The following is a 25,340-nucleotide window of genomic DNA, read 5'->3' on the forward strand; positions in this document are numbered from 1 at the left end:
TTTTAGAAAAAAGAGAAATTATCGTATAATTATGATATTTTCGTAGATCTGTTAGAGTTTTGAATTTAGCTGCCAATTTAATGAAAGGACAATTTATAATATTTTTTGCACTCTTTTTTTTGGGTTGCTTGACGCATTTGGGGGCACAAACGACCATCAAGGGCCGGGTGCTGGATGAAAATGATCAAACTTCGCTTGTCAATGCTACAATTATGTTATTGCAGGCGAAGGATTCTATCTTGGTGGACCACACGAGGGCAGACGAAAACGGAAAGTTCAACTTAACCAAGCCAGACACCATTCCGTATCTATTGATTGTAAGTTATCCGAAATATGGCGATTATTATAAGCGTATTGATGACGATGGCGATACAGATTTAAGCGATGTAAAATTGACGAGCGTAAGCCATTTGATTGAAGAGGTTATCGTTACGGGTAAAATTCCTGTTGTGATAAAAGGAGACACCACGGAATACGATGCATCAAGCTTTGTTGTCGAGAAAAACGCGAAGGTCGAAGATTTATTGAAAGTATTGCCCGGTATTTCGGTAGATGCGGATGGTAAAATAACCGCCCAGGGGAAGACTGTAGAAAAGGTGCTTGTGGATGGCGAGGAGTTTTTCGGTGATGATCCGACATTGGTAACGCGCAATATCCGTTCGGATATGGTGGACAAAGTTCAATTATATGAGAAGAAATCCGAAGAAACAGAGCGTACAGGTGTGGATGACGGGCAACGTATACAGACCATCAATGTTAAATTGAAGGAGGACGCGAAAAAAGGAATGTTTGGTAAGGTAGAGGGTGCGGGAGGTACGGACGATTTTTATTTAGGAAAGCTTGCCCTTAACAAATTCAGTGGTAGCCAGAAAATTGGAGCCTATCTTATGGGCGCGAATGACGGTAATCTAAGCTTAAATTGGCAGGAAGCAGAGAAATTTGGTATGTCGAGTATGGAGACTGGAATGACGGATGGAGGAGATATGTATATGGTATATAGTGGCGACAGCTTTGATTATTGGGATGGGAAAGGTAGGCCCGAAGCGTTGAGTACGGGCGTCAGTTTTCTGGATGCTTGGAAAGAAAATAAGCACAAGTTAAACGGGAGCTATAAATACGGCATGGTCCAAAATGATGTAGGAGAGAGTTCCCTATCCAGGAATAGTTTGCCGGATAATAAAGAACTGAATACATCCAGTATATCCAATAGAGAAACGGATGCACGCAGACATCGTTTTAATACGAAATACGACTTGAAAATAGATTCATTGACCACCCTTACAATCAATCTATCAGCATCAAAAAGCAAATCAGAATCGAATAGCCGCACAGAGGCTTCTTCTTGGGATGAAAATGGTGACTTTGTGAATAGTAATGAGAGAACAGAGAGTTCCATATCCGATAATACGGATTTTAACTACCGAGGTTACCTTACGCGACGGTTCAAAAAAACAGGGCGGTCGGTATCCTTTCGGTTTGGTGGAAATGTCAGTGATAACAAAGGGTCGGGCTTTTTGAACTCTACCCTTGATACGTTAGACAACAGCGGTAATGTCGTGTCTGTTCCCACAGATCAACAAAAAGAAATAGATCGTCAATCGAATAGCATAACCACTTCGCTAACCTATACCGAACCTATTACTTCGAAATTGAATTCCTCTATCGGATATGAGTATAATATGTCTAGAGCGCACGCCATCAATACCTCCTACAATAGCGATGGTGAAGGTAACTATACGGATTTTGATGAGGAATTTAGTAGTGACTTTAATTTCAATACCGTAAGAAATGCGGTTAACGTGGCCTTTAACTATAAGCTGGAAAAATTCGAGGCTAATTTCACGAATAACTTTAGGAATGATGATATGTTCCAGCAAAATAATTACGAAGACCTCAACGCAAGCCGTGACTTTTTTACTTACAATCCGTCGGCAAGGTTACGTTACAATTTAAGTAGTAATAAAAGGATCGGTTTTCACTATAATCATTCGAATACACTGCCTTCACTCTCTCAGATCCAACCGCTTCGGCAGAATCAAGATCCATTAAATATCGTCGTAGGTAATGAAGGTCTGACTCCAGCGCGTAATGACCGATATAATATGTTTTACAGCAACTATAATATGATGAAGGGTACCAATTTATATGTGGATGTAGAGTGGCGGCAAACCCGGAATGCTATTCAACAGAATGTGCAGATTGAAAACGGGGTACGGACACTATTTTATGAAAATTTGGATGGATACGTAACAAATAACGGACGGATATGGTTCGGCGGAGGCTTCGACGTCAGCAAAAAAATACAATTGAAAGCGCGTATTTCGGGAAACGGAAGCTACAATAATGATTATAATTATATCAATGGACAGTTGAACGAGAATACAAACTATGATTACTCCTTTGGTTTGAATCTCTCGAAGAATACAACCAAAAATATTGATTTCAATATCGGTTTCCACCCGGGGTGGCGTTTGTTAGAAACTTCCTTACAGCCAGAGTTAAATAGTTCGGGGTTTGTTTATCGCACGAATGTTTGGTACTCGTGGAAGTTGCCGTGGAAATTGAGTTTCTATGGAGATATGACCTATAATTACGAAGCGCCAACGAAAGCGCTCAACGAGAAATTTGAACTCTTGTTATTCAAGCCGGGGATATCTAAGAAGTTCTTAAAAGATGAAAGCCTCGTGGTGGATATATATGTTAATGATATCTTCAACCAGAATAAGGGGTTCAGAAGATTCCAGTCGGGCAGTATGATCTCACAAAACACCTATAATACGATATCACGCTATTTCATGCTGAAAGTCAGTTGGGATTTTACATCGATGAAAGGAGGAAAAGAATAATGAAAAAAGTAATTTATTTGTTCGTTATAATGACTGCAGTTTTCACTGTTGGATCGGTAAAAGCACAACATGCTTATTTCCCAACGGAAGGTACTATTCTGTATGATAAGACTGTACATGTTAAGAATCTGTTGAAAAGACATATTTCTACATTAAAAGACGATAATTTCAGCAAGACATATTACCAAGAATTGTTGGATAGGGTATCCGAAACGACTGTGTTAAAAAAGAAAGTTTCTTTTCGTGGAAACGAAATGAGTATGGAAAGCGTGCCTGGTACCTATGAACCAATGATTAACAATCTGTTAAGGTCGGGCTTGCTGGACTTTCAACAAACCCTCTATCAAGACTTGGCTAAATCCACGTTAAAATCCGCTTTTGAATTAGGTGGATCTCCGGTTCTTATTCAAGATTCGTTGCTTCAAGTAAAGTGGAAGATTACGAACGAATATCGTAACATCGCAGGGTATGATTGCCGTAGAGCCAATGGCGTTACCTTGGATTCGGTGTATGTAGTTGCTTTCTATACCGACCAGATTCCGACGTCAGCAGGGCCGGGGGCCGTACATGGGCTTCCAGGGGTGATTTTGGGATTAGTGGTGCCAGAACAACATTTTAATATATATGCAACAGATGTGAAGTTCGGTCCTCCTACCTTGAAAACGGCGGTGGGTAGAAAAAGAGACGAACCGATGACACGTAAAGAAGCACAAAGCAGGCTGAAGGATATCCTCGGACGCTGGATGACGGATCAACAATTCAATCTGATACTGGCAGCGATGTTTCTTTAGTACAGGTCTACATGCATAAAAAATCCCGGTTGGATACAATCGGGATTTTTATTTTAAATCATCGATATGAAAGGATTATTTTCCTTCGTTTTTCTTCGCAGTTACCTCATTACGAATTTCTTGCGCTAACGTTTTGATTTCTTGTAAACCTTTACGTACGCGTGTTCCTGCAGCCGAATTACCATTGTTGTAGAACTTGTCTGCATCAGCTTCGATAGATGCTACCAAGTCTTTTAGTTTGTTGTAGTTTTCCATTTTTTAAAAAGTAATTTAGTTTTTATGAATATTATATTTTAAGCTGATTAAAAATACAAGCTAAATATACAAAAACAACGTTGTAAAGTGCAATTTTTGTATTAAAATCAAAAAATAAATTTCGTTTGACGGTATTATTCTACAATTTTCAGTTCATCAATGATATTTTGTGCGCCAGCAAATTTATCGATAATGAACAATACATATCGGATATCGACAGATATCGTACGTTGTAAAACCGGATCAAATATAACGTCGCCTGCCATGGCTTCAATATTTCCGTCAAAAGCCAAGCCGATGAGTTCGCCGTTTCCATTTAATACCGGAGAACCTGAATTCCCGCCGGTGATATCTTGATCGCTTAAGAAATTTACAGACATATGGCCGTCTTTGTCCGCATATCGTCCGTAGTCTTTTGCTTCATACAAGTCCATCAAACGTTGTGGCAGATCAAACTCCTCGTCACCAGGTTGGTATTTTGCAATTGTACCCTTTAAGGTCGTGTAGTTGTTAATTTTTGCATCATTACGGGCATCCTTAGGTAAAGCACGGATGGTTCCGTAAGTTAACCGTAAGGTCGAATTTGCATCCGGATAGTATTTTCCTTTCGGATTGGCCTCCAATGTGCCAGCTATATATTTACGGTAAGCTGACTGGAATTTGTCATCTAGGGCTTCAATTTCCGGCGTTCTTTCGCGGTATTTATCCATTAAAGCGGTGGAAATCAAGTAAAGCGGATCGTTATCAATCACGTCTACTGACGGGTTGGCTAAAAACGAATTCAGTTTGTCTGTCGAAGCAAAAATACTTTGGTCGAAAGCTGTCTGAACATCTGTTTTGAAATTGCCATTATTTTTGGAAGCGAGCTCCTGTATATAAGGCGCGATATTTCCCGCTTTTGCAGCATAGAGGTTCAATTCGTCAGACAAGACATCAATTTCCAATGGAAGATAGAGATTCTCAAAGGTTTCAGCAATTCCATTTTCCAGACGTGGTGACATGTCCGTACGTCCTTTTTCATTAGCAGCGGCATACTGTTTTAAAGCATTTCCCAAGCTGTAAGGAAGCGGAGCAAACGTCGAGGAACGGAGCATACCAATAAGGTAGTTGTCATGTCTCGCCTTTTCGTTGGTCGCGGCATAGTAAGCGTTAATATCAGAAAGTACATCGCCATATTTAGCCCGATTAGCTTTTTTGTTTGCCCATTTCTGAAATTTCTTTTCCTGCTTGCGTTTGGTGGCTGCAGTACGGTGTTTCGTCAATGCGTCAATCATTCCCTGGCGGTTTTTCCAATAATTTGCAACACCGGAATAAGTTGACGCGTAGTTTAACTTTACCGCTTGATCGCTGTCCATATGTTTCTTCATAGCGTCCATCCCTACTTTAGAAGCCTCTACCCAAGCGGGGTACGCATACTCGACATTTTGATCGATGCCAGCGGCAGGCATCCAACGATTTGTACGTCCCGGATAGCCCAAGATCATCGAGAAATCACCTTCTTGAAAACCTTTAATGCTGATAGGCAAGAAATGCCTAGGTTTCAATGGTACGTTGTCTTCCGAATAATCGGCTGGATGACCATCTTTATCTGCATATACACGGAAAACAGAAAAATCACCGGTGTGTCTAGGCCATTCCCAGTTATCCGTGTCGCCACCGAATTTTCCAATGCTGTTTGGAGGGGTACCGACTAAACGTACGTCGTGATAATCTTGGTAAACGAAATAATAATACTCGTTTCCATTGTAGAACGATTTAACGGAAACAATGTATTTGCCATTTTCGCTGTTCTCCTGTTCGATTTTGGCGATCTCTTGGTTAACGATTTTTTCCCGCTCTTTTTCACTCATGTTGTCATTTACCAAACTCAAAATACGTTTGGTAACGTCGTCCATGCGAACGAAGAACCGAACATATAAAGATTTTGGTTTCAACTCTTCGTCTAGTGATTTTGCCCAAAATCCGTTCGTTAAATAATCATTCTCTGGAGAAGAAAGCTCCGCTATAGCGCCATAGCCACAGTGGTGGTTTGTAAATACGAGCCCTTTGCCCGAGACGATTTCCGCCGTACAACCTCCGTTAAACTGTACGATAGCATCTTTCAGGGAGGAATTATTGATGCTGTATATTTCTTCGGCTGTCAGCTTCAGCCCCTTTTTTTGCATATCCGCCTCATTCAGGCGTTTTAAATGCATTAAAAACCACATTCCCTCGTCAGCGAACGTGGTCATACTCACCGTGGTAAGGAGTATAAAAATCCAAATTTTCTTCATATTCAACCAATTTTGATTGACAAAGTTGGCGTATTTATTGCAAAGTAGCAAACGGCAATTTATTCTGCACTATCTCTCTTTAAACATAAAGGGCCACATCAGATCCGAAGTGGCGAGTTTTTGTCCACTTTTGCGGTCAAAAGTGGAGTCAGAAATTACTATCTTTGTTCAATGGCGTCATTTGAAGATTTCAAGCTCAATAAGCAATTGCAAAATGCAATTGTGGAAGCGGGCTACACTGTTCCTACGGAAATTCAACAAAAAGCAATCACACCTATTCTTGCTGGGCAGGATGTAATGGGAATTGCACAAACAGGTACAGGGAAAACGGCTGCTTTCGTGTTGCCGATGCTCATGAAATTGAAATACGCGCAAGGGAATGATCCCCGCGCTTTGATTTTATCTCCCACGCGTGAGTTGGCGATGCAGATTGACGAACATATCCGTTTGTTTTCTACTTACCTCGATTTGCGTACCGTGTTGTTATATGGAGGTTTAGGGCCTAAAACACAAAAAGAGCAGTTAGCAAAAGGATGCGATATCATTGTAGCGACGCCAGGACGTTTCCTTGACCTTTATCTGGAAGGTGATATTAACACCAAATCCTTGAAATTTTTGGTGATGGACGAGGCCGATAAAATGATGGATATGGGCTTTATCGGTAAAATCCATCGGATACTGGAAGTCGTACCGCGGAAACGGCAAAACCTTCTTTTCTCCGCTACGATGAGTGAACTCGTCCGCAAGATAGCGGGTGACTTTCTCGCGTTCCCGACAGTTATTGAAGTGACAGAACAGGCGACCCCGGCACAGACCGTAACCCAAGCGCTTTACGAAGTGCCCAACTTAAAGACTAAGCTCAATCTCCTGCAGCATCTTTTGAAAGATGATGAATCATTTCATCGAATTATCGTTTTCTGCAAAACAAAAACGGTTGCGGATAATGTTTTCCATTACCTGGAGCGGAAATATGGACAGGAACAGGTACGGGTTATTCATGCGAACAAAGGACAAAACACACGTATAAATTCGATCAACGCCTTTAAGGAAGGAAGCATTCGCATTTTAGTTGCGACAGATGTCGCAGCTCGAGGTTTGGATGTTTCGAACGTAAGTCATGTGTTTAATTTTGACGTGCCTATTGTTATCGAGGATTATGTGCACCGGATTGGCCGCACAGGACGAGCGTTTAATCACGGTGACGCCATAACGTTTTGTAATCCGGCAGAGAAATATTACTTGGATAAGATCGAAAAACTTATTCGGCAAAAAATCCCAGTATATCCTATTCCTGATGGAGTTTTTATCGAAAAAACAGATTTTCAGGAAGGCCAAGCGATAGCACGTGAAATAGATAATCAAAAAAGAAAAGAAAACCCGGATTTTAAAGGGGCTTTTCATGAGAAAAAGCATGTGCCAAAAGATAATGGACGAACGAAAAAGGCTTCAAGAGGAAAAACAACGAGCCATAAAGGAAAACCTAGTAAATTCAGGAAAAAATAATTGATGAAGCTTACGCCTTTAAATATCACATTGGCCTGTGTGCTGGTTTGGGTAATTTCGGAAATGAATTTGGACACCGAAATGACATTCTCATGGGACTGGCTGATCGCACTATGTGTAATTTTGTCGCTGGTAGATTTAGGGTTTCGGATGATTTTTAAAGATCTGAAAAAGTTATGGTTTGCTCAGATTGCGTTTATATTGGTCGTTGGGATATTGATGGTGGTTATAAAGGTGATGTGAGGAGTTATAAGATATTGAAAATATGAAACAAGCAGAAATAAAACTAAATGTCACGTTAGATGAACAAAATATTCCGGAGCGTATAGATTGGTCGTCAACGGACGGAGAAACTTCCGAAGAAATGCCCTCAAAGGCGATGTTCTTGGCTCTTTGGGACGCACAATATAAGAATTCTTTACGTATCGACCTTTGGACAAAGGATATGCCTTACGATGAAATGAAGCGTTTCTTCTATGAAACGTTGCAGACTTTGGGCGATTCTTTCTTGCGTGCGTCGGGAGGAGATCCTATGGCAGATAAGGTAATCGGTGACTTGCGGGACTACTGTGCACATTTTGCCGAAAAAATGGAAGTATTGGAGGAGGAAAAATGAACTATTTCTTAGTAAAATCCGAACCGTTTAAATATAGCTGGGAACAATTTAATAAAGACGGAGAAACGTTTTGGGATGGCGTGCGTAACTATCAAGCGCGAAACAATCTTAAAGCAATGAAAAAAGGCGATTTGGTGTTGTTTTATCACAGCAACGAAGGAAAAGAGGTTGTGGGTGTTGCTAAGGTTGTCAAAGAATTCTATCAAGACCCGACCACAGACGACGAACGCTGGGTAGTTGTAGACCTGGCGCCTGTTGAAACATTCAAAACACCTGTAACGTTGGAGATGGTAAAGGCTGATCCGCTCTTGCAGGATATCGCATTGGTACGCCAAGGCCGGCTTTCAGTTATGCCGCTGAAAGCGGAAGAATTTGACCGGATCGTAGAATTGGGGAACGGGTGATTTAGTTAGTGTGCCGCGGCGGAATTAATCAGCTGCTTCAGGCTCTTTGCATCTTTGATTTCCATTTTTCCTGCTAGGATCAATCGCAGCTCGCGACGTTGTAAAGCTTCGTCGAATAGCTTTTTTTCATCTTCCGTTTCCGGCATAAGTTCAGCGACTTTTTTAGGCTTGGTGTGTTCATCAATAGCAACGAACGTGTAGTAGGCTTCGTTGGTTTTCACGCGTGTTCCTTCCGGCAGGTTATGTGCAAAAATCTCCATGCGTACTTCCATCGACGAACTAAATGCGCGAGAAACCTTTGCCTGTATGGTAACCACTTCGCCTAGTTTAATGGAGCGTTTAAACGAAACATTATCCACCGATACCGTTACTACAGGGCTATTGGAGTGCTTTTGGGCTGCCATAGCCGAACAAATGTCCATCCAATAGAGTAACCGTCCGCCCATCAGATTGCCAAACGTGTTTGTGTCGTTGGGAAGTACGAGTTCGTTCATTTCCGTATAGGATTCTTTTGCGAATTTTTTATTCATGCGTTTGTTGTTGTTTTGTCTATTTGTTATAAAAACTGAACTGCTGTTCTATTTCCCTTAATGATTCTATAAACGGAGTAGGAGCATATCCTAAATCCGTTTTTGCCTTGTCGAGGATGAAACCGGTTTTTCTTGGACGATTGTTTTCCTGTCCGATATCCACGGCGCGGATGGGATTAATAAGCGACCTATCCAACTGCCAAAAATCTGCAATATAGTAGACGGCATCTAGTACGGACATCATTTCTTCGCCAGAGATGTGGTATACTCCAGTTGCTTCTTTTTCTATGGCAAGGATACAGGCATTCGCTAAATCGTTTACAAAAGTAGGCATGCGCCATTGGTCGCTTACGACATTGATGCGGTTGTTATTTTCTAATTGTGCTTTCGCCCATAATACCAGATTGGAACGTTTCGGATCCCCATTTACACCGTACACTAAAATAGTCCTTAGGATAGCGGTACGACAAGTGGTGGATAATAAACGAGTTTCGGAGGCCGCTTTGCTTTTTCCATATGCGTTACAGGGATTTGTCTTATGATCCTCCTTATAGGGTCCTTCTTTCCCATCAAATACGAAATCGGTCGATAGATGGACAAGGTGCTTATCATATTGCGCGCAATATTTCCCTAGTTGATAAACGGCTTCTATATTGACCTTTTCGCATAATGCAGGGTCGTTCTCGCAAGCCTCCACACTGCTCATCGCTGCGGTATGGATGATATGATCGGGGTGGACTTCTTCCAATAGCGATCGGAGAGCAGCGCTATCGGTAAAGTTACAAGAACGGTAAGTATAGCCTTCGCGGATAAAATTTCGGTTTTCACTTTTAGAAGTCGCTATGACACGGTAGTGTTGCATGTTGACAAGTTTCTCCATGAGTTTCTGTCCGAGAAACCCGTTTGCACCCGTAATAAGAATCGTTTGTTTTAGTTTGTCCATTGAAAATCCATTTTATCCTGTTTCATGGAATTGTCGATAACATCAACTTCCAGTTTTAAGATAGATTCTAATGCGTTGTAGTCAATTTTTTCCGGATCATCTCCCGGTTTATGGTAGTCCTCATGCCCCCCGGTATGAAAAAACAAGACGGGAATATTTTTTTTATAAAAGGACGTTTGATCGGATCCACCATTTCCATCGCGGCTGAGGTTAAACTTGATATCGCTTGTTATGCTGTCAAAAATAACCGGGAATTTCGAACTGGTTCCATAGCCAATAACGGCAAGGCCATTATTGGCATTGTATCGGCCAATCATATCCATATTCAACATCCAATGGATGTTTTCCAATGGAATCGTAGGGTTCTCAGTAAAATACCGGGAGCCTACCAATCCAAGTTCTTCCGCTCCAAACGCGATAAATAATAAATCGAAGGGTTCCTTTATCTCATTGCTGCTGTAATGACGGGCAAGCTCCAATAAACCGGCAACACCTGAGGCGTTGTCATCCGCACCGTTATGTATTTTGCCCACGCCGAGCGAATCCTTCGAGCCTCCCTGACGTCCGTCTCCTAAGTGATCATAATGTGCGCCGATAACGATAGTGTATCGGGCACCGTTGTCAAGGTAACCGATTACGTTGTCTGCTTGGCGGATACTGTCGTTCACGACGGCACGACGTACTCTTGCTTCGAAAGTTTGACGGTAGCCTTTTTCTCCTTTTGGCTCTAGTCCATATTGTTTGAAATGCTTTTCGATATATTTTGCTGCTTTTTTGACCTGCTTGGAACCGGTACCGCGGCCTTTCATGTTGTCGTCAGCTAAATAATAGATGTGTTTTTTTAGGTTTTCTTGGTTGATCTGTGCTAAAACAGATTGAAAGGGAATAAATAATAGAAAATGTAGCGCTATTATATAAAAAGAAAATGGGGCTTTATTTTTCATGCCCCAAAGATACTTAATCTTCTAAAACTTCGCTGTTCACGCTTTCTTTTTCTACGTGTTCCTCTTTGAAATAACGTTTCTGAAAAATGAGAATAAGGAATACACCAACAGAGATGGCGGAGTCAGCGATATTGAATACAGGTCGGAAAAACAGGAAATGCTCTCCCCCCCAAATAGGGAACCAATCGGGGAAATTACCCTCGATTAAGGGGAAATAAAGCATATCTACGACTTTTCCGTGAAATAAAGAGGAGTATCCTCCGCCGTCGGGAAATAGGACAGCTTTTTCGTAGAACGTACTTTCGCTGAATATAACGCCGTAAAAAGTGGAATCGATTATGTTGCCCAACGCACCGGCAAATATCAACGCGACATTGAGGATAAAGCCCCGGTGGTATTTGTTTTTAACCATATAATGCAAACCGTACCCGATGCCTATCACCGCGACGATTCGAAACAAGGTCAGGAAAAGCTTCCCGAACTCTCCGCCAAATTCCATACCGTAAGCCATCCCGTTATTCTCAATAAAGTGGATGAGAAACTTGTTGCCAATGATATTAAAATCCTGTCCGATGGTCATATTGAGTTTTACCCAGAATTTGGATGCTTGATCGATAAACAGGATAATAGCAATCAGTAAGAGTGGTCGGTTATAGCCTTTCATAAGTACAAAAAAATGGAGATGCTTAAATATAATATTTTGAACATCTCCATGCTATCTCAATTGTTAATATTGTTTATTTTTCGCCTCAATGCTCAATGTGGTGTGCGGTACGGCTTTTAAACGCTCTTTTTGGATTAACTTTCCGGTTTCACGGCAGATGCCGTACGTTTTGTTTTCAATACGTACCAATGCAGCTTCCAAATTGTCAATAAATTTTTTCTGACGAGCAGCAAGCTGGTTTGTTTGCTCCTTTTCCAGCGTCGCTGAACCATCTTCTAACGTTTTATATGTCCCCGCGGTATCGTCCGTTCCATTGGCGTTGCTACTGCTCAGCGAAGACGTCAAAGCTGCAAGCTCTTCTTTTGCGATACGAAGCTTTTCAAGAATAATCTCTTTGAATTCTTGAAGTTCAGCATCACTGTAGCGTGTTTTTTCTGTACTCATTCTCCTAATTAATTTTTATCAACAATTACTCTTAACTCCGTGCCATCGATCTCGATAGTATCTCCTGATTCCAACGGTCCTGCATTAAAATCAATAGAGTTTGCCAGAATTTCGGTGCAAATATACGATAAATTATTCTCTACAGCTTCTTGTATTTCAGTATTTTGAGTTATTGTCACTTTAATTCTATCCGTGACCTCAAAACCCTTCTCTTTGCGGAGATTCTGTATACGGTTAACCAGTTCTCTGGACATCCCTTCTTTTTTCAGTTCAGGGGTAATATTAATGTCCAACGCAACGGTTAATTTCCCCAGATTGGCAACCTGCCATCCGGCAACATCTTCTGCGATAATGTCTACGTCTTCTGGTTGAATTGTATAGAGGGTGCCTTCTAGCTTTAACGATCCCTCGTGTTCTAGTAAGCTAATTTGTTCATCGTTCAAGGACTGGATGGCCGCAGCCACCGTTTTCATATCCTTTCCTACTTTAGCGCCTAGAACCTTAAAGTTTGGTTTTATTTTCTTTTTGATGATTCCCGCCGTATCCGTAATGAAGGATATCTCCTTAATATTTGTTTCCGATAAAATAAGTTCTTTGACTTTTTCTACTTTTTCTTGGAAAGCATTGTCTAATACCGGAACTAAAATTTTGTTTAGTGGTTGACGAACATTAATACCTGTTTTCTTCCGCAAGGACAATGTCAGTGATGAGATGTCTTGTGCCAACGCCATGCGTTCCTCTAGGTCTTTATCCACCAGATCCGCATGATAAGCAGGGAAATCTGCCAAGTGTACCGATTCGTATGGTTCTTTTTTAGAGACCGCATTTAAATCGAGATACAACCGATCGGAGAAGAAAGGCGAAATAGGTGACATCAGCTTTGCAACTGTGTCCAGACAGGTGTATAATGTCTGATATGCCGAAATTTTATCTTCGGTATAATCCCCTTTCCAAAAACGACGGCGGCATAAACGCACATACCAGTTGCTCAGATGCTCGTCAACAAAATTCTGGATAGCACGCGCGGCTTTAGTAGGTTCAAAGTCCGCATAGTATCCGTCTACTTCTTTGGTTAAGCTGTTCAATAACGAGATAATCCAACGATCAATTTCCGGACGCTTTTCTATGGCAATATCCGGCTCGCTATAGTTGAAATTATCAATATTGGCATATAGCGCGAAGAAAGCGTAGGTATTATACAAGGTGCCGAAGAATTTACGACGAACCTCATCCAGTCCCTCTTCGTTAAATTTAAGGTTGTCCCACGGTGCCGCATTGCTGATCATATACCAACGGGTTGCGTCAGCACTGTATTTATCAATAGTGACAAACGGATCAACGGCGTTGCCCAAACGCTTGGACATCTTGTTGCCGTTTTTATCTAATACCAAACCGTTTGAAACGACATTTTTAAATGCCACCGATCCGCGGATCATCGTGGAAATCGCATGAAGGGTAAAAAACCAACCACGGGTTTGGTCTACACCCTCTGCAATGAAATCCGCCGGAAAGGCATCCTCGTATCCGTCTTTGAAAGGATGTTCTCCTCCGCGGGCTAACTTATCATGGTCAATTCCCCATTGCGCGTACGGCATTGCTCCCGAGTCAAACCATACGTCTATTAAATCGGGTTCGCGGAACATCCTTTGCCCATTGTCAGAAACCAGGACGATATCGTCTACATACGGGCGATGCAGATCGAGCGTATCGGTTCCAAATTTATCCAGATAAGATTGGTTCACGGCTTTCTCTTCCGCATTCAAAACGTCTGACTGTATTGCTTGTTCTAAACGTGTCTTTAACTCTGGCAAGGAACCCACACATATTTCTTCATTCTCGTCCGCTGAACGCCATATCGGAAGCGGTGTCCCCCAATAACGGGAACGGGAAAGGTTCCAATCCACGAGGTTTTCCAGCCAGTTTCCAAAACGGCCCGAACCTGTTGCTTCTGGCTTCCAGTTAATGGTTTGGTTTAATGCTACCAACTTGTCTTTAACAGCTGTTGTGCGGATAAACCAACTATCTAGCGGATAATACAATACCGGTTTGTCTGTACGCCAGCAATGGGGATAGGAGTGTTCGTATTTCTTGACGTCAAAGGCTTTATTTTCCTCTTTTAATTTAATAGCAATTAAGACGTCTGTAGGTTTAAAGTCTTTTTCCGCGCGCTCTTCTGCCGAATAATATTCTTCTTTTACAAAACGACCTGCAAAGTCGGTTATTTCGTTGACGAAACGTCCGGTACGGTCTACGGTAGGGACGTCCTTCCCGTTTTCATCGCGTACCAAAATAGCCGGAATACCATGCTCCTTACAGACTCTAAAGTCATCTGCACCGTAAGTTGGTGATGCGTGTACGATACCCGTACCGTCTTCGGTGGTTACGAAATCTCCTGGAATTACACGAAAGGCTTTTTCCAACAATTCTTCGTTGGTGACATAGGGTAGGAGTTGATGGTAACGCAAACCTACTAATGCTTCCCCTTTAAATTCAGCAGCGATTTCCCAAGGTACGATTTTATCTCCCACTTTATAGTCCTGGAAAGACGCTTGTTGCCCCTCGGCTTTAAAATGTTTTCCGATCAGGTTTTTCGCTAAAATAACGGACACCGGAAGGCCTGTATATTGATTAAAGGTTTTTACCTTGACATAGTCAATGTTTTTACCGACGACCAATGCCGAGTTACCTGGTAATGTCCAGGGGGTGGTCGTCCATGCAATAAAAGCAACGTCTTCTTCCTCAGAGTCCACCAAGGTGGTTATAAGCGGGTGTACCTGTGTTTTATCTATGCGGAATTCCGCAACAATCGTAGTGTCTTTGACATCTTTGTATGTTCCCGGCTGGTTCAGCTCATGCGAACTCAAACCAGTTCCGGCAGCAGGGGAGTAAGGTTGTATGGTATAACCTTTGTATAAAAGACCTTTCTTGTAGAGCTCTTTCAATAGATACCATAAGGTTTCTATATATTCGTTCTGGTAGGTGATATACGGATTACTGAGATCAACCCAATAACCCATTTTTTGGGTAAGGTCATTCCATACATCCGTATATTTCATTACCTCTTTCCGACAAGCGTCATTATAAGCTTCGACACTGATTTTTTTGCCGATATCTTCTTTTGTAATGCCTAGTGTTTTTTCAACGGCAAGTTCAATAGGCAATCCGTGTGTATCCCATCCCCCCTTACGCTTTACCTGGAAGCCTTTTAACGTTTTATAGCGACAGAAAATATCCTTGATGGAACGCGCCATAACATGGTGGATACCCGGCATACCGTTAGCAGACGGGGGACCTTCGTAAAAAGTATATGGTTTATTGGCGGGACGATTGGATATACTTTTTTCAAAGATATTGTTCGATTCCCACCGTTTTAGTATTTCTCTACCTATTTCAGGCAAGTTTAACTGCTTATATTCCTTGTACATCCGAAATTGCGATTGTTTTTTTAAAGGTCGCTAATTTAGTGATTTTAAATGGAAAATAGTAGTGAAGTTTTGTGTCGCTCAAGCCGCGACTGGCTTTTCCTTTTTTTTCCGCAAAAAAAGGAAACAAAAAAACTCACCACTTTAAAATTTTGAAAGAGTGGTAGTGCATCTATCATATTTCTACAATTTCAAAATTTTATATGTGGCATTGGAGGCTAAGGAAGGGATCGTGCATTAAATCATGTCTATCATTTAATCATATGAACCGAGCGTAGCGAGCTCATGAATACGATTGAGAACAAACACAAATGAATATCCTAGTTCAGACACTATGCCGAAAACGAACTTCCGCAACCGCAAGTGCTTGTCGCATTCGGATTGTTAAAAGTAAAACCTCGCGCATCCAGGCCACTTTTGAAATCTATTTCCATGCCGGCCAAATAGAGTCCGTGCGCCTTGTTCATAAAAACACGAATGCCCGCTATTGTATATTCGTTGTCGCCGTCTTTCTTTTGATCAAAACCGAGTATATAGCTCATACCTGAACAGCCTCCGCCTTCAACACCAACACGCAAACCGAAATCTGCGCCGATTTCCTGTTGGTCGATCAACTTTTTCAATTCCGCTACCGCTCCTTCGGTTAAGGTTACAGGGGCGGTGTTCGTTGTAGTTTCTGTACTCATTACGCGTTGTTTATATGTTTATTGCCACAAATTTACATCTTTCTTTTAGAGAAGCTTTTGGGAGCGGGCTATTTTTGACAATAATAAAACATTCCTAAATCTTTTATGGATTTATCGTATATTTCCTCTGAAATGTCTATTTTTAAGGCAGAGGAGAGCGAAATGAAAAATTCATGATTATATGCTGTAGAATTAAATTGCATATAATCACGATTTTATTTAGGTTTGCGCCAAAATATAGAAGTTTTTTATCATACTCCTTAAAAATAACACGATGGAAAGAGATCAGGTCATTTTTAACCTAATAGCCGATGAGCTAAAGCGTCAAGAAGAAGGTATCGAATTGATCGCTTCAGAGAACTTTGTAAGTAAACAAGTGATGGAAGCCGCGGGTTCGGTTTTAACGAACAAATATGCAGAAGGCTTGCCCGGAAAGCGTTACTACGGAGGGTGTGAAGTGGTTGACGAGATTGAAGCAATTGCTATCGACCGTGCAAAAAAATTGTTTGGCGCAACGTGGGTGAACGTACAGCCGCACTCTGGAGCGCAGGCAAACGCAGCTGTTTTCTTGGCGACGATTCAGCCTGGTGATAAAATTTTAGGACTTGACCTATCTCATGGTGGACACTTGACGCATGGTTCGCCTGCGAATCTTTCTGGTAAAATTTATCAACCGTTATTTTATGGAGTAAAAGAAGATACGGGTCTTATCGACTATGAACAGTTAGAAGAAACCGCATTGCGCGAAAAACCTAAAATGATCATATGTGGTGCTTCGGCGTATTCGCGCGATTGGGATTACGCTCGTATCCGTAAAGTAGCCGATGAAATCGGGGCGCTTGTATTAGCCGATATTTCACATCCGGCGGGATTGATAGCAAAAGGTTTATTGAATGATCCACTTCCACATTGTCATATCGTAACCACAACAACACACAAAACATTGCGTGGCCCTCGTGGTGGTATGATCATGGTTGGTCAGGATTTTGAGAATCCATGGGGTATTAAAACACCGAAAGGAGAAATCCGCACGATAACCCAGTTATTGGATTTGGCTGTGTTCCCAGGTACACAGGGAGGACCTTTGGAACATACGATTGCAGCGAAAGCTATTGCGTACGGAGAGGCGTTAAGCGATGAATACTTGGAATATGCTAAGCAAGTGCGTAAAAATGCACAGACATTGGCTCAGTTCTTTGTTGATCGCGATTACAAGATCATTTCTGGAGGTACCGACAACCATTTGATGCTGGTCGATTTGCGTAACAAGGATATTTCGGGTAAAGAAGCGGAAGCGGTACTCGGTAAAGCCGGCATCACGACAAATAAAAACATGGTTCCGTTTGATACACGTTCGCCATTCGTTACATCGGGCGTACGTTTCGGGACAGCAGCCGTTACCACGCGAGGTATCAAAGAGGGCGAAATCATCCAAATCGGTGAATTGATTGATGAAGCGTTGGCAAATCGTTCTAATGAAAGCGCTCTGGACGCGATTCACGGTAAAGTGAAGGCCTTGATGGCGCAATTTCCGTTATATAAGTAATAGCTTAATAAATAATATTCGATTATGGGAAAGGTGGGCAAAAATTGCCTGCCTTTTTTTTTGGATATGGGGAATAAAAAAGGTAAATAAAGTAAACTATTTCAAGTATTTATTTGTTCTATCACAAAAAGTGAAAGATGTGTGAATAAATGTTAAAAAATAATTGTTTAATTTGAATCTTCGTTATTTTTCACTTGCTTTGATGTATGGTTATACAAACGAAAGGACGCCTATAAAACACTTTACTCTTTAAAATAAATTCAAACATAAATCTAGGGATTTACTATGAAAACGTTAAAAGAAAAAAGTGACCTTGAGTTGATTCAGGCTTATGTCGCGGGGGATGAATCGGGGATAGAGGTGCTACTGAATAGATATAAGTCAAAAATATATACATCCATCTACCTACAAGTGAAAGACGAATATCTCGCAGAAGATATCTTTCAAGAAACCTTTATAAAGGTTATCAAAACACTAAAATCCGGGCGTTATAACGAAGAAGGTAAGTTTTTGCCGTGGGTCGTGCGTATTGCGCAAAATATGGTGATTGACCATTTTCGAAAAGAAAAACGAAGCCCAACGGTGGTGAGTAGTGAAGGCTACGATATTTTTGGTGTGCTGGAATTTGCCGATGATAACGCGGAATCGAAATTGATGACTAATCAACGTGATGTAGATTTGCGGAAGATTATTCAAAAGTTACCCGATGATCAAAAGGAGGTTCTGATCATGCGCCATTTTTGTGATATGAGCTTTAAAGAAATTGCGGAAATAACCGATGTAAGTATCAATACGGCACTTGGTCGTATGCGCTATGCGCTAAACAATCTGCGAAAAATGATTGAGGAGCACAATATGCTATTGAATATGGGATAAATAGGAGGGGAGAACTAGAATTTCATGTTCTCCACTTCTTCTGCAGTTTCTTCTACTTTCGCTTTGAGGTCTGCCTTAAAAGCCAAAACGGCTGCTGCTAAATCTTCCGAAGAAGTGGCTAAAATCTGTGCTGCTAAAATTCCGGCATTCTTTGCAGCATTCAACGCCACAGTGGCTACGGGGATCCCATTCGGCATTTGTAATATAGAAAGCACCGAATCCCAGCCATCAATAGAGTTCGAGGACTTTACGGGAACACCGATTACGGGTAGGTGGGTAATAGAAGCAACCATTCCCGGTAGATGAGCGGCACCGCCAGCTCCTGCGATTATAACTTTCAACCCGCGCGTTGCAGCTGATTTCGCATAATCATACATTCGTTCGGGAGTACGATGAGCGGAAACGATAGAAACTTCGAAAGCCACTCCTAATTTTTTTAAAACCTCGATAGCATCCTGCATCACAGGGAGGTCCGATTTACTTCCCATGATGATACCTACTTTCGTTCTATTTTCTTGATTCATTTTTAAGCTTTTACCTTTAATGTTTCTTGTACCCAACGTGCGTTTTTTATAGCTAATTCGCGGTCATCATTTACGATACATACGTGCCCCATCTTACGAAACGGTTTCGTATATTTTTTTCCATATAAATGGACAAACACACCTTCAACAGCAAGTACTTCCTCTACACCTTCATATTTAGCAAGACCCTCATAACGTGGTTCACCCAACAGATTTATCATTACTGCATTCGTCCTCGCCGTCGTAGCGCCCAACGGTAAATTGAAAATAGCACGCAAATGTTGCGCAAATTGTGATGTCATATTGCCCTCGATGGTATGATGCCCGCTATTGTGGGGGCGAGGAGCAAGTTCATTTACTAAAATTTCTCCTTCTTTTGTGAGGAACATTTCTACGGCTAAAAGACCGACAATCTGTAGGTCCTCGGCTATTTTCTTCGCGATCTCATCAGCTTGCGTTTGAATTTCAAAAGGCAATGTCGATGGGGAAATCAGAAATTCAACCAAATTGGCGTCGGGATTAAACTCCATCTCTACCAGAGGAAAAGTGGTTATATCACCTCTGTCATTTCTGGCGACGATCACCGCTATCTCTTTTTCGAAATCTACCAGCTCTTCGACCAGCGAGGGTTCTTCAAAAGCCTGTTCTATTTCGGAAGTACTATTGATTTTCTTTACCCCTTTACCATCATAGCCGTCCTTACGGAGTTTCTGTATATACGGTAAGGGGATAGCCGTTTCATATAAATTTTCTTTATTAGAGATTAGTTGGAATGCTGCTGTCGGAATATCGTTTTGTTTAAAAAATTGTTTTTGAAGGCCTTTGTCTTGAATTAACCGAATGATCCGGGATTGCGGATAAACCACAACACCTTCGTCTTCGAGTTTTTCCAAGGCATCTACATTTACTTTTTCGATTTCGATGGTGATCATATCTAAATCTTTACCGAAGTTGTAGACGGTTTCAAAGTCACCTAACGAACCGCATTCAAAACGGTTACATAATTTACGGCAGGGTGCATTTTTATCGGGGTCTAATATATGCACGTTGACGTTGTAATTGATGGCTTCTTGTATAAGCATACGACCCAACTGGCCACCGCCAAGAATACCTAATTGCAACTCGCCATAAAAATCTTTTGCCATAGTGTTTTTAAAATATTAAGCTTGTTCAGAAAAATATTGATCTTGTAATATATTCTCTGTTTCTATTTTCTTTTGAAGTTCTAAAAATGCGCCTATTAATGCTTCCGGTCTAGGTGGGCATCCTTGTACATATACATCTACAGGAATAATCCTATCGACACCTTTCACGACGTGATAGCCATGTTGCCAATATGGGCCACCGCAATTTGAGCAAGAACCCATCGATATGACATATTTGGGTTCAGGCATCTGTTCGTAGAGTTTTTTTATCCTGTCTGCCATCTTAAAGGTCACCGTGCCTGCAATGATCATGACATCGGATTGTCTAGGAGACGGGCGTGGAAATACGCCCAAACGATCCAAGTCATATGTCGAGGCCATTGCACCCATCATCTCTATGGCACAACAAGCGATTCCGAAACTAACTGGCCACATAGACGATAACCTTGCCCAATTTAGCAAATCGTCCATTTTGGCAATGACTACTCCTCCACTTTGTGCTTGGTTCTGTGCTGCATCCATGTTTAATCAGTTTGACTTCTTGAACTTTGGTCGAAACCCTAATCCTCCGCTGCGAGCCACTTTTGTATCGGTATCGACGGTTTCCGACGACACAGTTTCTTTATAGTCAAGGACTTGGTATTTTTTATTGTTCAATTGCTCATAGGCCGTAGCCGGAATACCGACAGAAACGCGCGGTCGTACGTGTGCAGGTTTAATCCACGAAATATCGCCTCGCTTCCATACATAGACTAATCCGACTACCAGAATACCCAAAAACATGCCCATTTCCACTAAAGTAAACCATCCCCAACGCCCATCGGCCGCGACCAATTCTCTACTCCCGAAAACTGTTGCCCACGGAAATACGAAGATCAATTCCACGTCAAATAGCAGGAAAACCAAAGCAATCACATAAAATCGTGGATTTATCTGCACCCAAGCATTGCCTGTGGTTTCCTCACCGCATTCATACGTGCTTAGTTTTTCGGGGGTCGGTTTCTTCGGCGATAATATTTTTGCTAATAAAATGGTTACGCACACCAATAGGATACCTACTATTGCTATCAATAGTATCTTTCCATATTCCGAGAGCTGCGCGGGGTCATCCATAGGGCAAAATTACAAAATATTATTTAAAAAGGTTTTCCAGGCATTTTCGGCATATTACGCATCATCTTAGCGGCCATAGCCGGATTGGACATTTGCTTCATGACCTTGCGCATATCTGCAAATTGTTTCATAAGTTTGTTTACCTCGTTGATATCGGTCCCGGAACCTTTTGCTATCCGCATGCGGCGTTTTGTATCGATGGCATCTGGATTTTCTCTTTCAAAAGGTGTCATGGAGTCGATAATCGCTTCAATCGGTTTGAACGCATCGTCCTCTATTTCCACATCTTTAATGGCTTTGCCGACGCCGGGAATCATCCCCATCAAGTCTTTCATGTTTCCCATTTTCTTAATCTGCTGAATCTGGGACTTAAAGTCGTTGAAATCGAATTTATTTTTGCGGATTTTCTTTTGTAGCTCCGCTGCTTCTTTCTCATCAAACTGCTGTTGGGCACGTTCTACCAAGGAAACCACGTCCCCCATTCCTAGGATACGGGATGCCATACGGTCGGGGTGGAACACATCCAATGCTTCCATTTTCTCTCCAGTACCAATAAACTTAATGGGTTTATTGACGACAGATTTAATGGACAATGCTGCACCACCACGAGTGTCACCGTCTAACTTCGTAAGTACAACACCCGTGAAGTCCAAACGGTCATTAAATGCTTTAGCCGTATTGACAGCATCCTGACCTGTCATGGCGTCCACAACAAATAGGATTTCATGCGGTTGCGTTGCCTCTTTCACCGCTGTGATTTCGGTCATTAAAGCTTCGTCAATAGCTAGCCGCCCGGCAGTATCAATAATGACCATATTATTTCCGTTGCGTTTGGCTTCTGCTACCCCTTCCATAGCAATGGCGATGGGGTCAGTTGATTCGCGATTGACATACACGGGCACATTCACTTGCTCGCCTAGTACCTGTAATTGGTCTATTGCAGCTGGACGATAAACATCTCCTGCTACTAATAGAGGTTTCTTTCCTTTTTTATCACGGAGATAGTTGGCCAGCTTGCCGGAGAAGGTGGTTTTACCTGCACCGTTCAAACCCGCTATCAATATAATCGTAGGGTTGTGTGTTATATCCAGATCGGTAACTGTCCCGCCCATAAGGGAAGTCAGTTCATCGTTCATGATTTTAGTTAGCAATTGCCCCGGCGAAATACTGGTAAGTACATTCTGCCCTAATGCTTTTTGCTTAACCTCGTCGGTAAATGTTTTGGCTGTTTTATAATTCACATCGGCATCTAACAGTGCCTTGCGAATTTCTTTCATCGTCTCCGCGACGTTTATTTCAGTGATACTTCCTTGCCCTTTTAATACTTTAAAGGCTCTATCCAGTTTATCCTGTAAATTCTGAAACATGTTTTATTTCTCGTCTTAAATGTGCTAAGTGCCAAAGTTACAAAATAGTGTCGAATTTTATTTCATCATTCAACGGGGAATCCATTTAAACAATAAAAAAATGCGACAGAGTCAGTCGCATTTCTTTATTATATATGTTTGTATGCCCTCTAGAGTTAATCTCTTCTACCGAAAAGGATAAAGGCATAGTATAGCAATGTTACTAGTGCTGATAACGCGGCTACGACGTAGGTCATCGCGGCCCATTTCAATGCATCTTTCGCACCGTCATGCTCGTCTCGGCTGTGTGTAATATTAGCTGTTTCCAACCATTTCAGCGCTCTGCCCGATGCGTCAAACTCCACTGGTAGGGTCACAAAAGCGAAAAGTGTGGTCAGGAATAGTGCTCCTACACCAACCGCTAATACCCAAGGATTCCCGCTAAAGGCCATTAACAAAACACCACCTATCAACACCCAAGAAGTTAATCGGGAGGCTATGCTCACGACAGGCACCATTGCCGAACGGAACTGTAACCAAGAATAAGCCGTTGCGTGTTGTACGGCGTGACCACTTTCGTGCGCGGCAACGGCAGCGGCAGCAACACTACGACCATAGTATACTTCGTTACTTAAGTTGACGGTTTTATTCGCCGGATTGTAATGATCGGACAAGCCACCTCCATCAGCCACAAGAACCTTCACGTCGTAGATTCCATTTTCATGGAGCATTTTTTGCGCGATTTCAGCTCCTGAAAGCCCTGAACTCAAAGGAAACTCTGAATATTTTTTAAACTTGTTCTTAAACCTGGATTGCACAATCCAACTGATAACCGCAATCCCAATAAATATAATCCAATACATAGTCGTTATTTCTTTTTAAATCTTTTGTTGTTTTACTTTCTTCTACAAACCATATTCCATTCGTTATGATTTGGCTTGAAGATAAGAAAAACGATTCATTTTGTCAGTTTAAAATATAAAATTTGATATTAAGCTGTCAATATTGCTTGGTGTATATGCAAGCGTTAGCGATTAATTAAGGTGACACAGACCGCAACCTACGGCTTTCGGAAGGACACCTAGCGGTGTGTTTGTTTCGAGGACTGAGGTGGTCATAACCGGACATTTACTACCATTTCGGCCTTTTCCGGCCATTTCGGACAAAGAGATTTGGAGGAAGATTTATGTTTGTGCTGTTCGATCGTCTCGAGAAGAGTTGATAGACAGGTACAGTAGTTTCGTTAGGGTTAATTTTTGTCAAATCCTATCAATTTAGATCAAATCAGATCAAAATTTCATTTTGTTTGATCGCTGTGTTTACGTTTGTGCTGTTCATCCACTCGCGAGGGATACGAACAAGAGAGAAGGTAACGGGAACGTCCAACGGAAAGAGCTCGCCGACGGAGCAGTGAACCGCTACCGACAAACATTTTTTTAAATTTTTAAACGTTAGTATTATGGCAATTAAATTCAATGTACAGGAAATCGGCAACCCGCAGGATGCGGCTGCCCCTAAAAAGTTCTATGCACGTCCGGTAAGCAGCGGTGAGATCACTTTAGAAGATCTGGCTTCCGACATCTCCCATGCTTCATCCATCAACGAGGCGGATGTTATGGCGGTTTTATACAGCTTAGTGCGGGAAATCCCGCGTAACATCTCGCAAGGCTACATCGTCCGTCTGGGTGGTCTGGGTTCCTTCCGCTTAGGGACGGGTAGTATTGGCAGCGACACGGCAGAAGACGTGACGGCTGCCAATATCCACCGCAAACGCGTGCTGTTCCAGAACGGCATGCGAATCAAGAAGGCTATAGCGGATTTAACTTTCAGGAAAAGCGAGTAATTCTCGTTTTATAGCTTAATGGTTGAGCCGGCGTCTTAGGATGCCGGCTTTTTTGTGCGTAAATGTCTCGAAATGACCGCGGTCATTGAGGAAAAACAAGGTTTGATTTTCTAAGATGAAAGTTTGTTTTAAGCGAGCGACCGCGGCTACTTTTCAAAAATAAACTTGAAGTTGGAAAAGTTGCCACGGTCAATTTTAGTGAGCGTTCTGTACTCTCAAAAAAAGTCTGATATAGAATTTATTTTATGTTGGATCAATCTGCGGTTTCTTTAGGGTTAATTTTTATTCACGCCTATCGTTGCCTTTTACGATTATGATACCTCTCCAACATACGTTTGGTAAACGCATTATCAATTTGCCAATCCTCTCCAGGACCCCACTCGATCACTTCGCCGTTGAGGAAATACACCCAAACAGGGCGGTTCTCAAAGCTGTCTGTGTATGAATTTCGATTCACTGGCAAATATTCATATACTTCGAGTGGACCGTCTTCCGTGACTTGCGCCATGACAACCATGTTAGGTTTTCCGATCCGTTTAACAACTGTTTCCTTTGACATTCCCAGGTTAATTAAACTCATGTCCCCGTGCCTTAATGCAGCGCATGATCCCAAGAACAATAAAACT

General features: G+C 41.9%; 25 protein-coding genes. 9 read left to right on the forward strand and 16 right to left on the reverse strand.

What is annotated here, in order from left to right:
- Positions 1-80 precede the first annotated feature (80 nt).
- Entirely contained in the window at positions 81-2,846 is a 2,766-nt protein-coding gene (locus G5B43_RS05685) for an outer membrane beta-barrel protein (RefSeq protein WP_165293742.1), read from the forward strand.
- Complete coding sequence (locus tag G5B43_RS05690) at positions 2,846-3,637, forward strand: GLPGLI family protein (protein ID WP_165293743.1); 792 nt, start codon at positions 2,846-2,848, stop codon at positions 3,635-3,637. The genes G5B43_RS05685 and G5B43_RS05690 overlap by 1 nt, the downstream gene beginning before the upstream one ends.
- 75 nt (positions 3,638-3,712) lie before the next feature.
- Here G5B43_RS05690 and G5B43_RS05695 read toward each other — a convergent pair whose 3' ends face one another.
- Positions 3,713-3,892 carry a histone H1 gene (locus tag G5B43_RS05695; protein WP_165293744.1) on the reverse strand — a complete coding sequence of 60 codons (180 nt, stop codon included), beginning with the start codon at positions 3,890-3,892 and terminating at the stop codon, positions 3,713-3,715.
- 134 nt (positions 3,893-4,026) lie between these two features.
- Positions 4,027-6,165 (reverse strand): S46 family peptidase, encoded by a 2,139-nt coding sequence (locus G5B43_RS05700; protein WP_165293745.1) that lies wholly within the window; start codon positions 6,163-6,165, stop codon positions 4,027-4,029.
- A gap of 171 nt (positions 6,166-6,336) precedes the next feature.
- On the opposite strand from G5B43_RS05700, the gene G5B43_RS05705 reads away from it, so the two are divergent.
- The 4 genes from G5B43_RS05705 to G5B43_RS05720 are packed head-to-tail and all read left to right on the forward strand — an operon-like array spanning position 6,337 to position 8,688.
- The gene (locus G5B43_RS05705) at positions 6,337-7,668 is read left to right on the forward strand and encodes a DEAD/DEAH box helicase (RefSeq protein ID WP_165293746.1); all 1,332 of its coding nucleotides are present in this window, start codon (positions 6,337-6,339) and stop codon (positions 7,666-7,668) included.
- Positions 7,669-7,671: 3 nt separating this feature from the next.
- Positions 7,672-7,911 (forward strand): hypothetical protein, encoded by a 240-nt coding sequence (locus G5B43_RS05710; protein WP_165293747.1) that lies wholly within the window; start codon positions 7,672-7,674, stop codon positions 7,909-7,911.
- Positions 7,912-7,933: 22 nt separating this feature from the next.
- Complete coding sequence (gene gldC, locus G5B43_RS05715; protein ID WP_165293748.1) at positions 7,934-8,284, forward strand: gliding motility protein GldC; 351 nt, start codon at positions 7,934-7,936, stop codon at positions 8,282-8,284.
- Positions 8,281-8,688: an EVE domain-containing protein gene (locus G5B43_RS05720; protein WP_165293749.1), complete on the forward strand. Its 408-nt coding sequence runs from the start codon at positions 8,281-8,283 to the stop codon at positions 8,686-8,688. The genes gldC and G5B43_RS05720 overlap by 4 nt, the downstream gene beginning before the upstream one ends.
- A 5-nt stretch (positions 8,689-8,693) precedes the next feature.
- Here the strand turns inward: G5B43_RS05720 and G5B43_RS05725 are convergent, their stop codons facing one another.
- The 7 genes from G5B43_RS05725 to G5B43_RS05755 form a co-directional block, all read right to left on the reverse strand.
- A complete protein-coding gene (locus G5B43_RS05725) occupies positions 8,694-9,218 on the reverse strand; it encodes an acyl-CoA thioesterase (RefSeq protein WP_165293750.1) in 525 nt (174 codons plus the stop codon).
- A 19-nt stretch (positions 9,219-9,237) separates the two neighbouring features.
- A complete protein-coding gene (locus G5B43_RS05730) occupies positions 9,238-10,161 on the reverse strand; it encodes an SDR family oxidoreductase (RefSeq protein WP_165293751.1) in 924 nt (307 codons plus the stop codon).
- Positions 10,149-11,105, reverse strand: a complete 957-nt coding sequence (locus G5B43_RS05735; RefSeq protein WP_165293752.1) for a M20/M25/M40 family metallo-hydrolase — start codon at positions 11,103-11,105, stop codon at positions 10,149-10,151. The genes G5B43_RS05730 and G5B43_RS05735 overlap by 13 nt, the downstream gene beginning before the upstream one ends.
- A 13-nt stretch (positions 11,106-11,118) precedes the next feature.
- Entirely contained in the window at positions 11,119-11,769 is a 651-nt protein-coding gene (locus tag G5B43_RS05740; RefSeq protein ID WP_165293753.1) for a lipoprotein signal peptidase, read from the reverse strand.
- Positions 11,770-11,832: 63 nt separating this feature from the next.
- The gene (locus G5B43_RS05745) at positions 11,833-12,213 is read right to left on the reverse strand and encodes a TraR/DksA family transcriptional regulator (RefSeq protein ID WP_165293754.1); all 381 of its coding nucleotides are present in this window, start codon (positions 12,211-12,213) and stop codon (positions 11,833-11,835) included.
- Between the two features lie 8 nt (positions 12,214-12,221).
- Complete coding sequence (gene ileS, locus G5B43_RS05750) at positions 12,222-15,638, reverse strand: isoleucine--tRNA ligase (protein WP_165293755.1); 3,417 nt, start codon at positions 15,636-15,638, stop codon at positions 12,222-12,224.
- A gap of 329 nt (positions 15,639-15,967) precedes the next feature.
- Positions 15,968-16,321: a HesB/IscA family protein gene (locus G5B43_RS05755; RefSeq protein ID WP_165293756.1), complete on the reverse strand. Its 354-nt coding sequence runs from the start codon at positions 16,319-16,321 to the stop codon at positions 15,968-15,970.
- 274 nt (positions 16,322-16,595) lie between these two features.
- Between G5B43_RS05755 and glyA the strand changes: the two genes are divergently transcribed.
- Together glyA and G5B43_RS05765 are read left to right on the forward strand one after the other, a co-directional pair.
- Complete coding sequence (glyA, locus tag G5B43_RS05760) at positions 16,596-17,867, forward strand: serine hydroxymethyltransferase (RefSeq protein ID WP_165293757.1); 1,272 nt, start codon at positions 16,596-16,598, stop codon at positions 17,865-17,867.
- Positions 17,868-18,152: 285 nt separating this feature from the next.
- Positions 18,153-18,743, forward strand: a complete 591-nt coding sequence (locus tag G5B43_RS05765) for an RNA polymerase sigma factor (protein WP_165293758.1) — start codon at positions 18,153-18,155, stop codon at positions 18,741-18,743.
- A gap of 14 nt (positions 18,744-18,757) precedes the next feature.
- Here G5B43_RS05765 and purE read toward each other — a convergent pair whose 3' ends face one another.
- The 6 genes from purE to G5B43_RS05795 all read right to left on the reverse strand — a co-directional run bounded on the left by purE (position 18,758) and on the right by G5B43_RS05795 (position 23,734).
- On the reverse strand, positions 18,758-19,267 hold the full coding sequence (gene purE / locus G5B43_RS05770; protein WP_165293759.1) for a 5-(carboxyamino)imidazole ribonucleotide mutase: 510 nt from the start codon (positions 19,265-19,267) through the stop codon (positions 18,758-18,760).
- Between the two features lie 2 nt (positions 19,268-19,269).
- Positions 19,270-20,412: a 5-(carboxyamino)imidazole ribonucleotide synthase gene (locus tag G5B43_RS05775; protein WP_165293760.1), complete on the reverse strand. Its 1,143-nt coding sequence runs from the start codon at positions 20,410-20,412 to the stop codon at positions 19,270-19,272.
- A 15-nt stretch (positions 20,413-20,427) separates the two neighbouring features.
- Positions 20,428-20,934, reverse strand: coding sequence for an NADH-quinone oxidoreductase subunit B (locus G5B43_RS05780; RefSeq protein ID WP_165293761.1), 507 nt, complete (start codon positions 20,932-20,934; stop codon positions 20,428-20,430).
- Between the two features lie 6 nt (positions 20,935-20,940).
- Entirely contained in the window at positions 20,941-21,525 is a 585-nt protein-coding gene (locus G5B43_RS05785; protein ID WP_165293762.1) for an NADH-quinone oxidoreductase subunit A, read from the reverse strand.
- A 23-nt stretch (positions 21,526-21,548) separates the two neighbouring features.
- On the reverse strand, positions 21,549-22,892 hold the full coding sequence (gene ffh, locus G5B43_RS05790) for a signal recognition particle protein (protein ID WP_165293763.1): 1,344 nt from the start codon (positions 22,890-22,892) through the stop codon (positions 21,549-21,551).
- 155 nt (positions 22,893-23,047) lie between these two features.
- Positions 23,048-23,734, reverse strand: coding sequence for a zinc metallopeptidase (locus G5B43_RS05795; protein ID WP_165293764.1), 687 nt, complete (start codon positions 23,732-23,734; stop codon positions 23,048-23,050).
- Between the two features lie 596 nt (positions 23,735-24,330).
- Here G5B43_RS05795 and G5B43_RS05800 point away from each other — a divergent pair.
- Complete coding sequence (locus G5B43_RS05800) at positions 24,331-24,714, forward strand: HU family DNA-binding protein (RefSeq protein ID WP_165293765.1); 384 nt, start codon at positions 24,331-24,333, stop codon at positions 24,712-24,714.
- Between the two features lie 292 nt (positions 24,715-25,006).
- On the opposite strand, the gene G5B43_RS05805 is transcribed toward G5B43_RS05800, so the two are convergent.
- On the reverse strand, positions 25,007-25,294 hold the full coding sequence (locus G5B43_RS05805) for a hypothetical protein (RefSeq protein ID WP_165293766.1): 288 nt from the start codon (positions 25,292-25,294) through the stop codon (positions 25,007-25,009).
- Positions 25,295-25,340 lie beyond the last annotated feature (46 nt).

The sequence above is a fragment of the Sphingobacterium sp. SGR-19 genome, from assembly GCF_011043555.1.
Classification (GTDB): domain Bacteria; phylum Bacteroidota; class Bacteroidia; order Sphingobacteriales; family Sphingobacteriaceae; genus Sphingobacterium.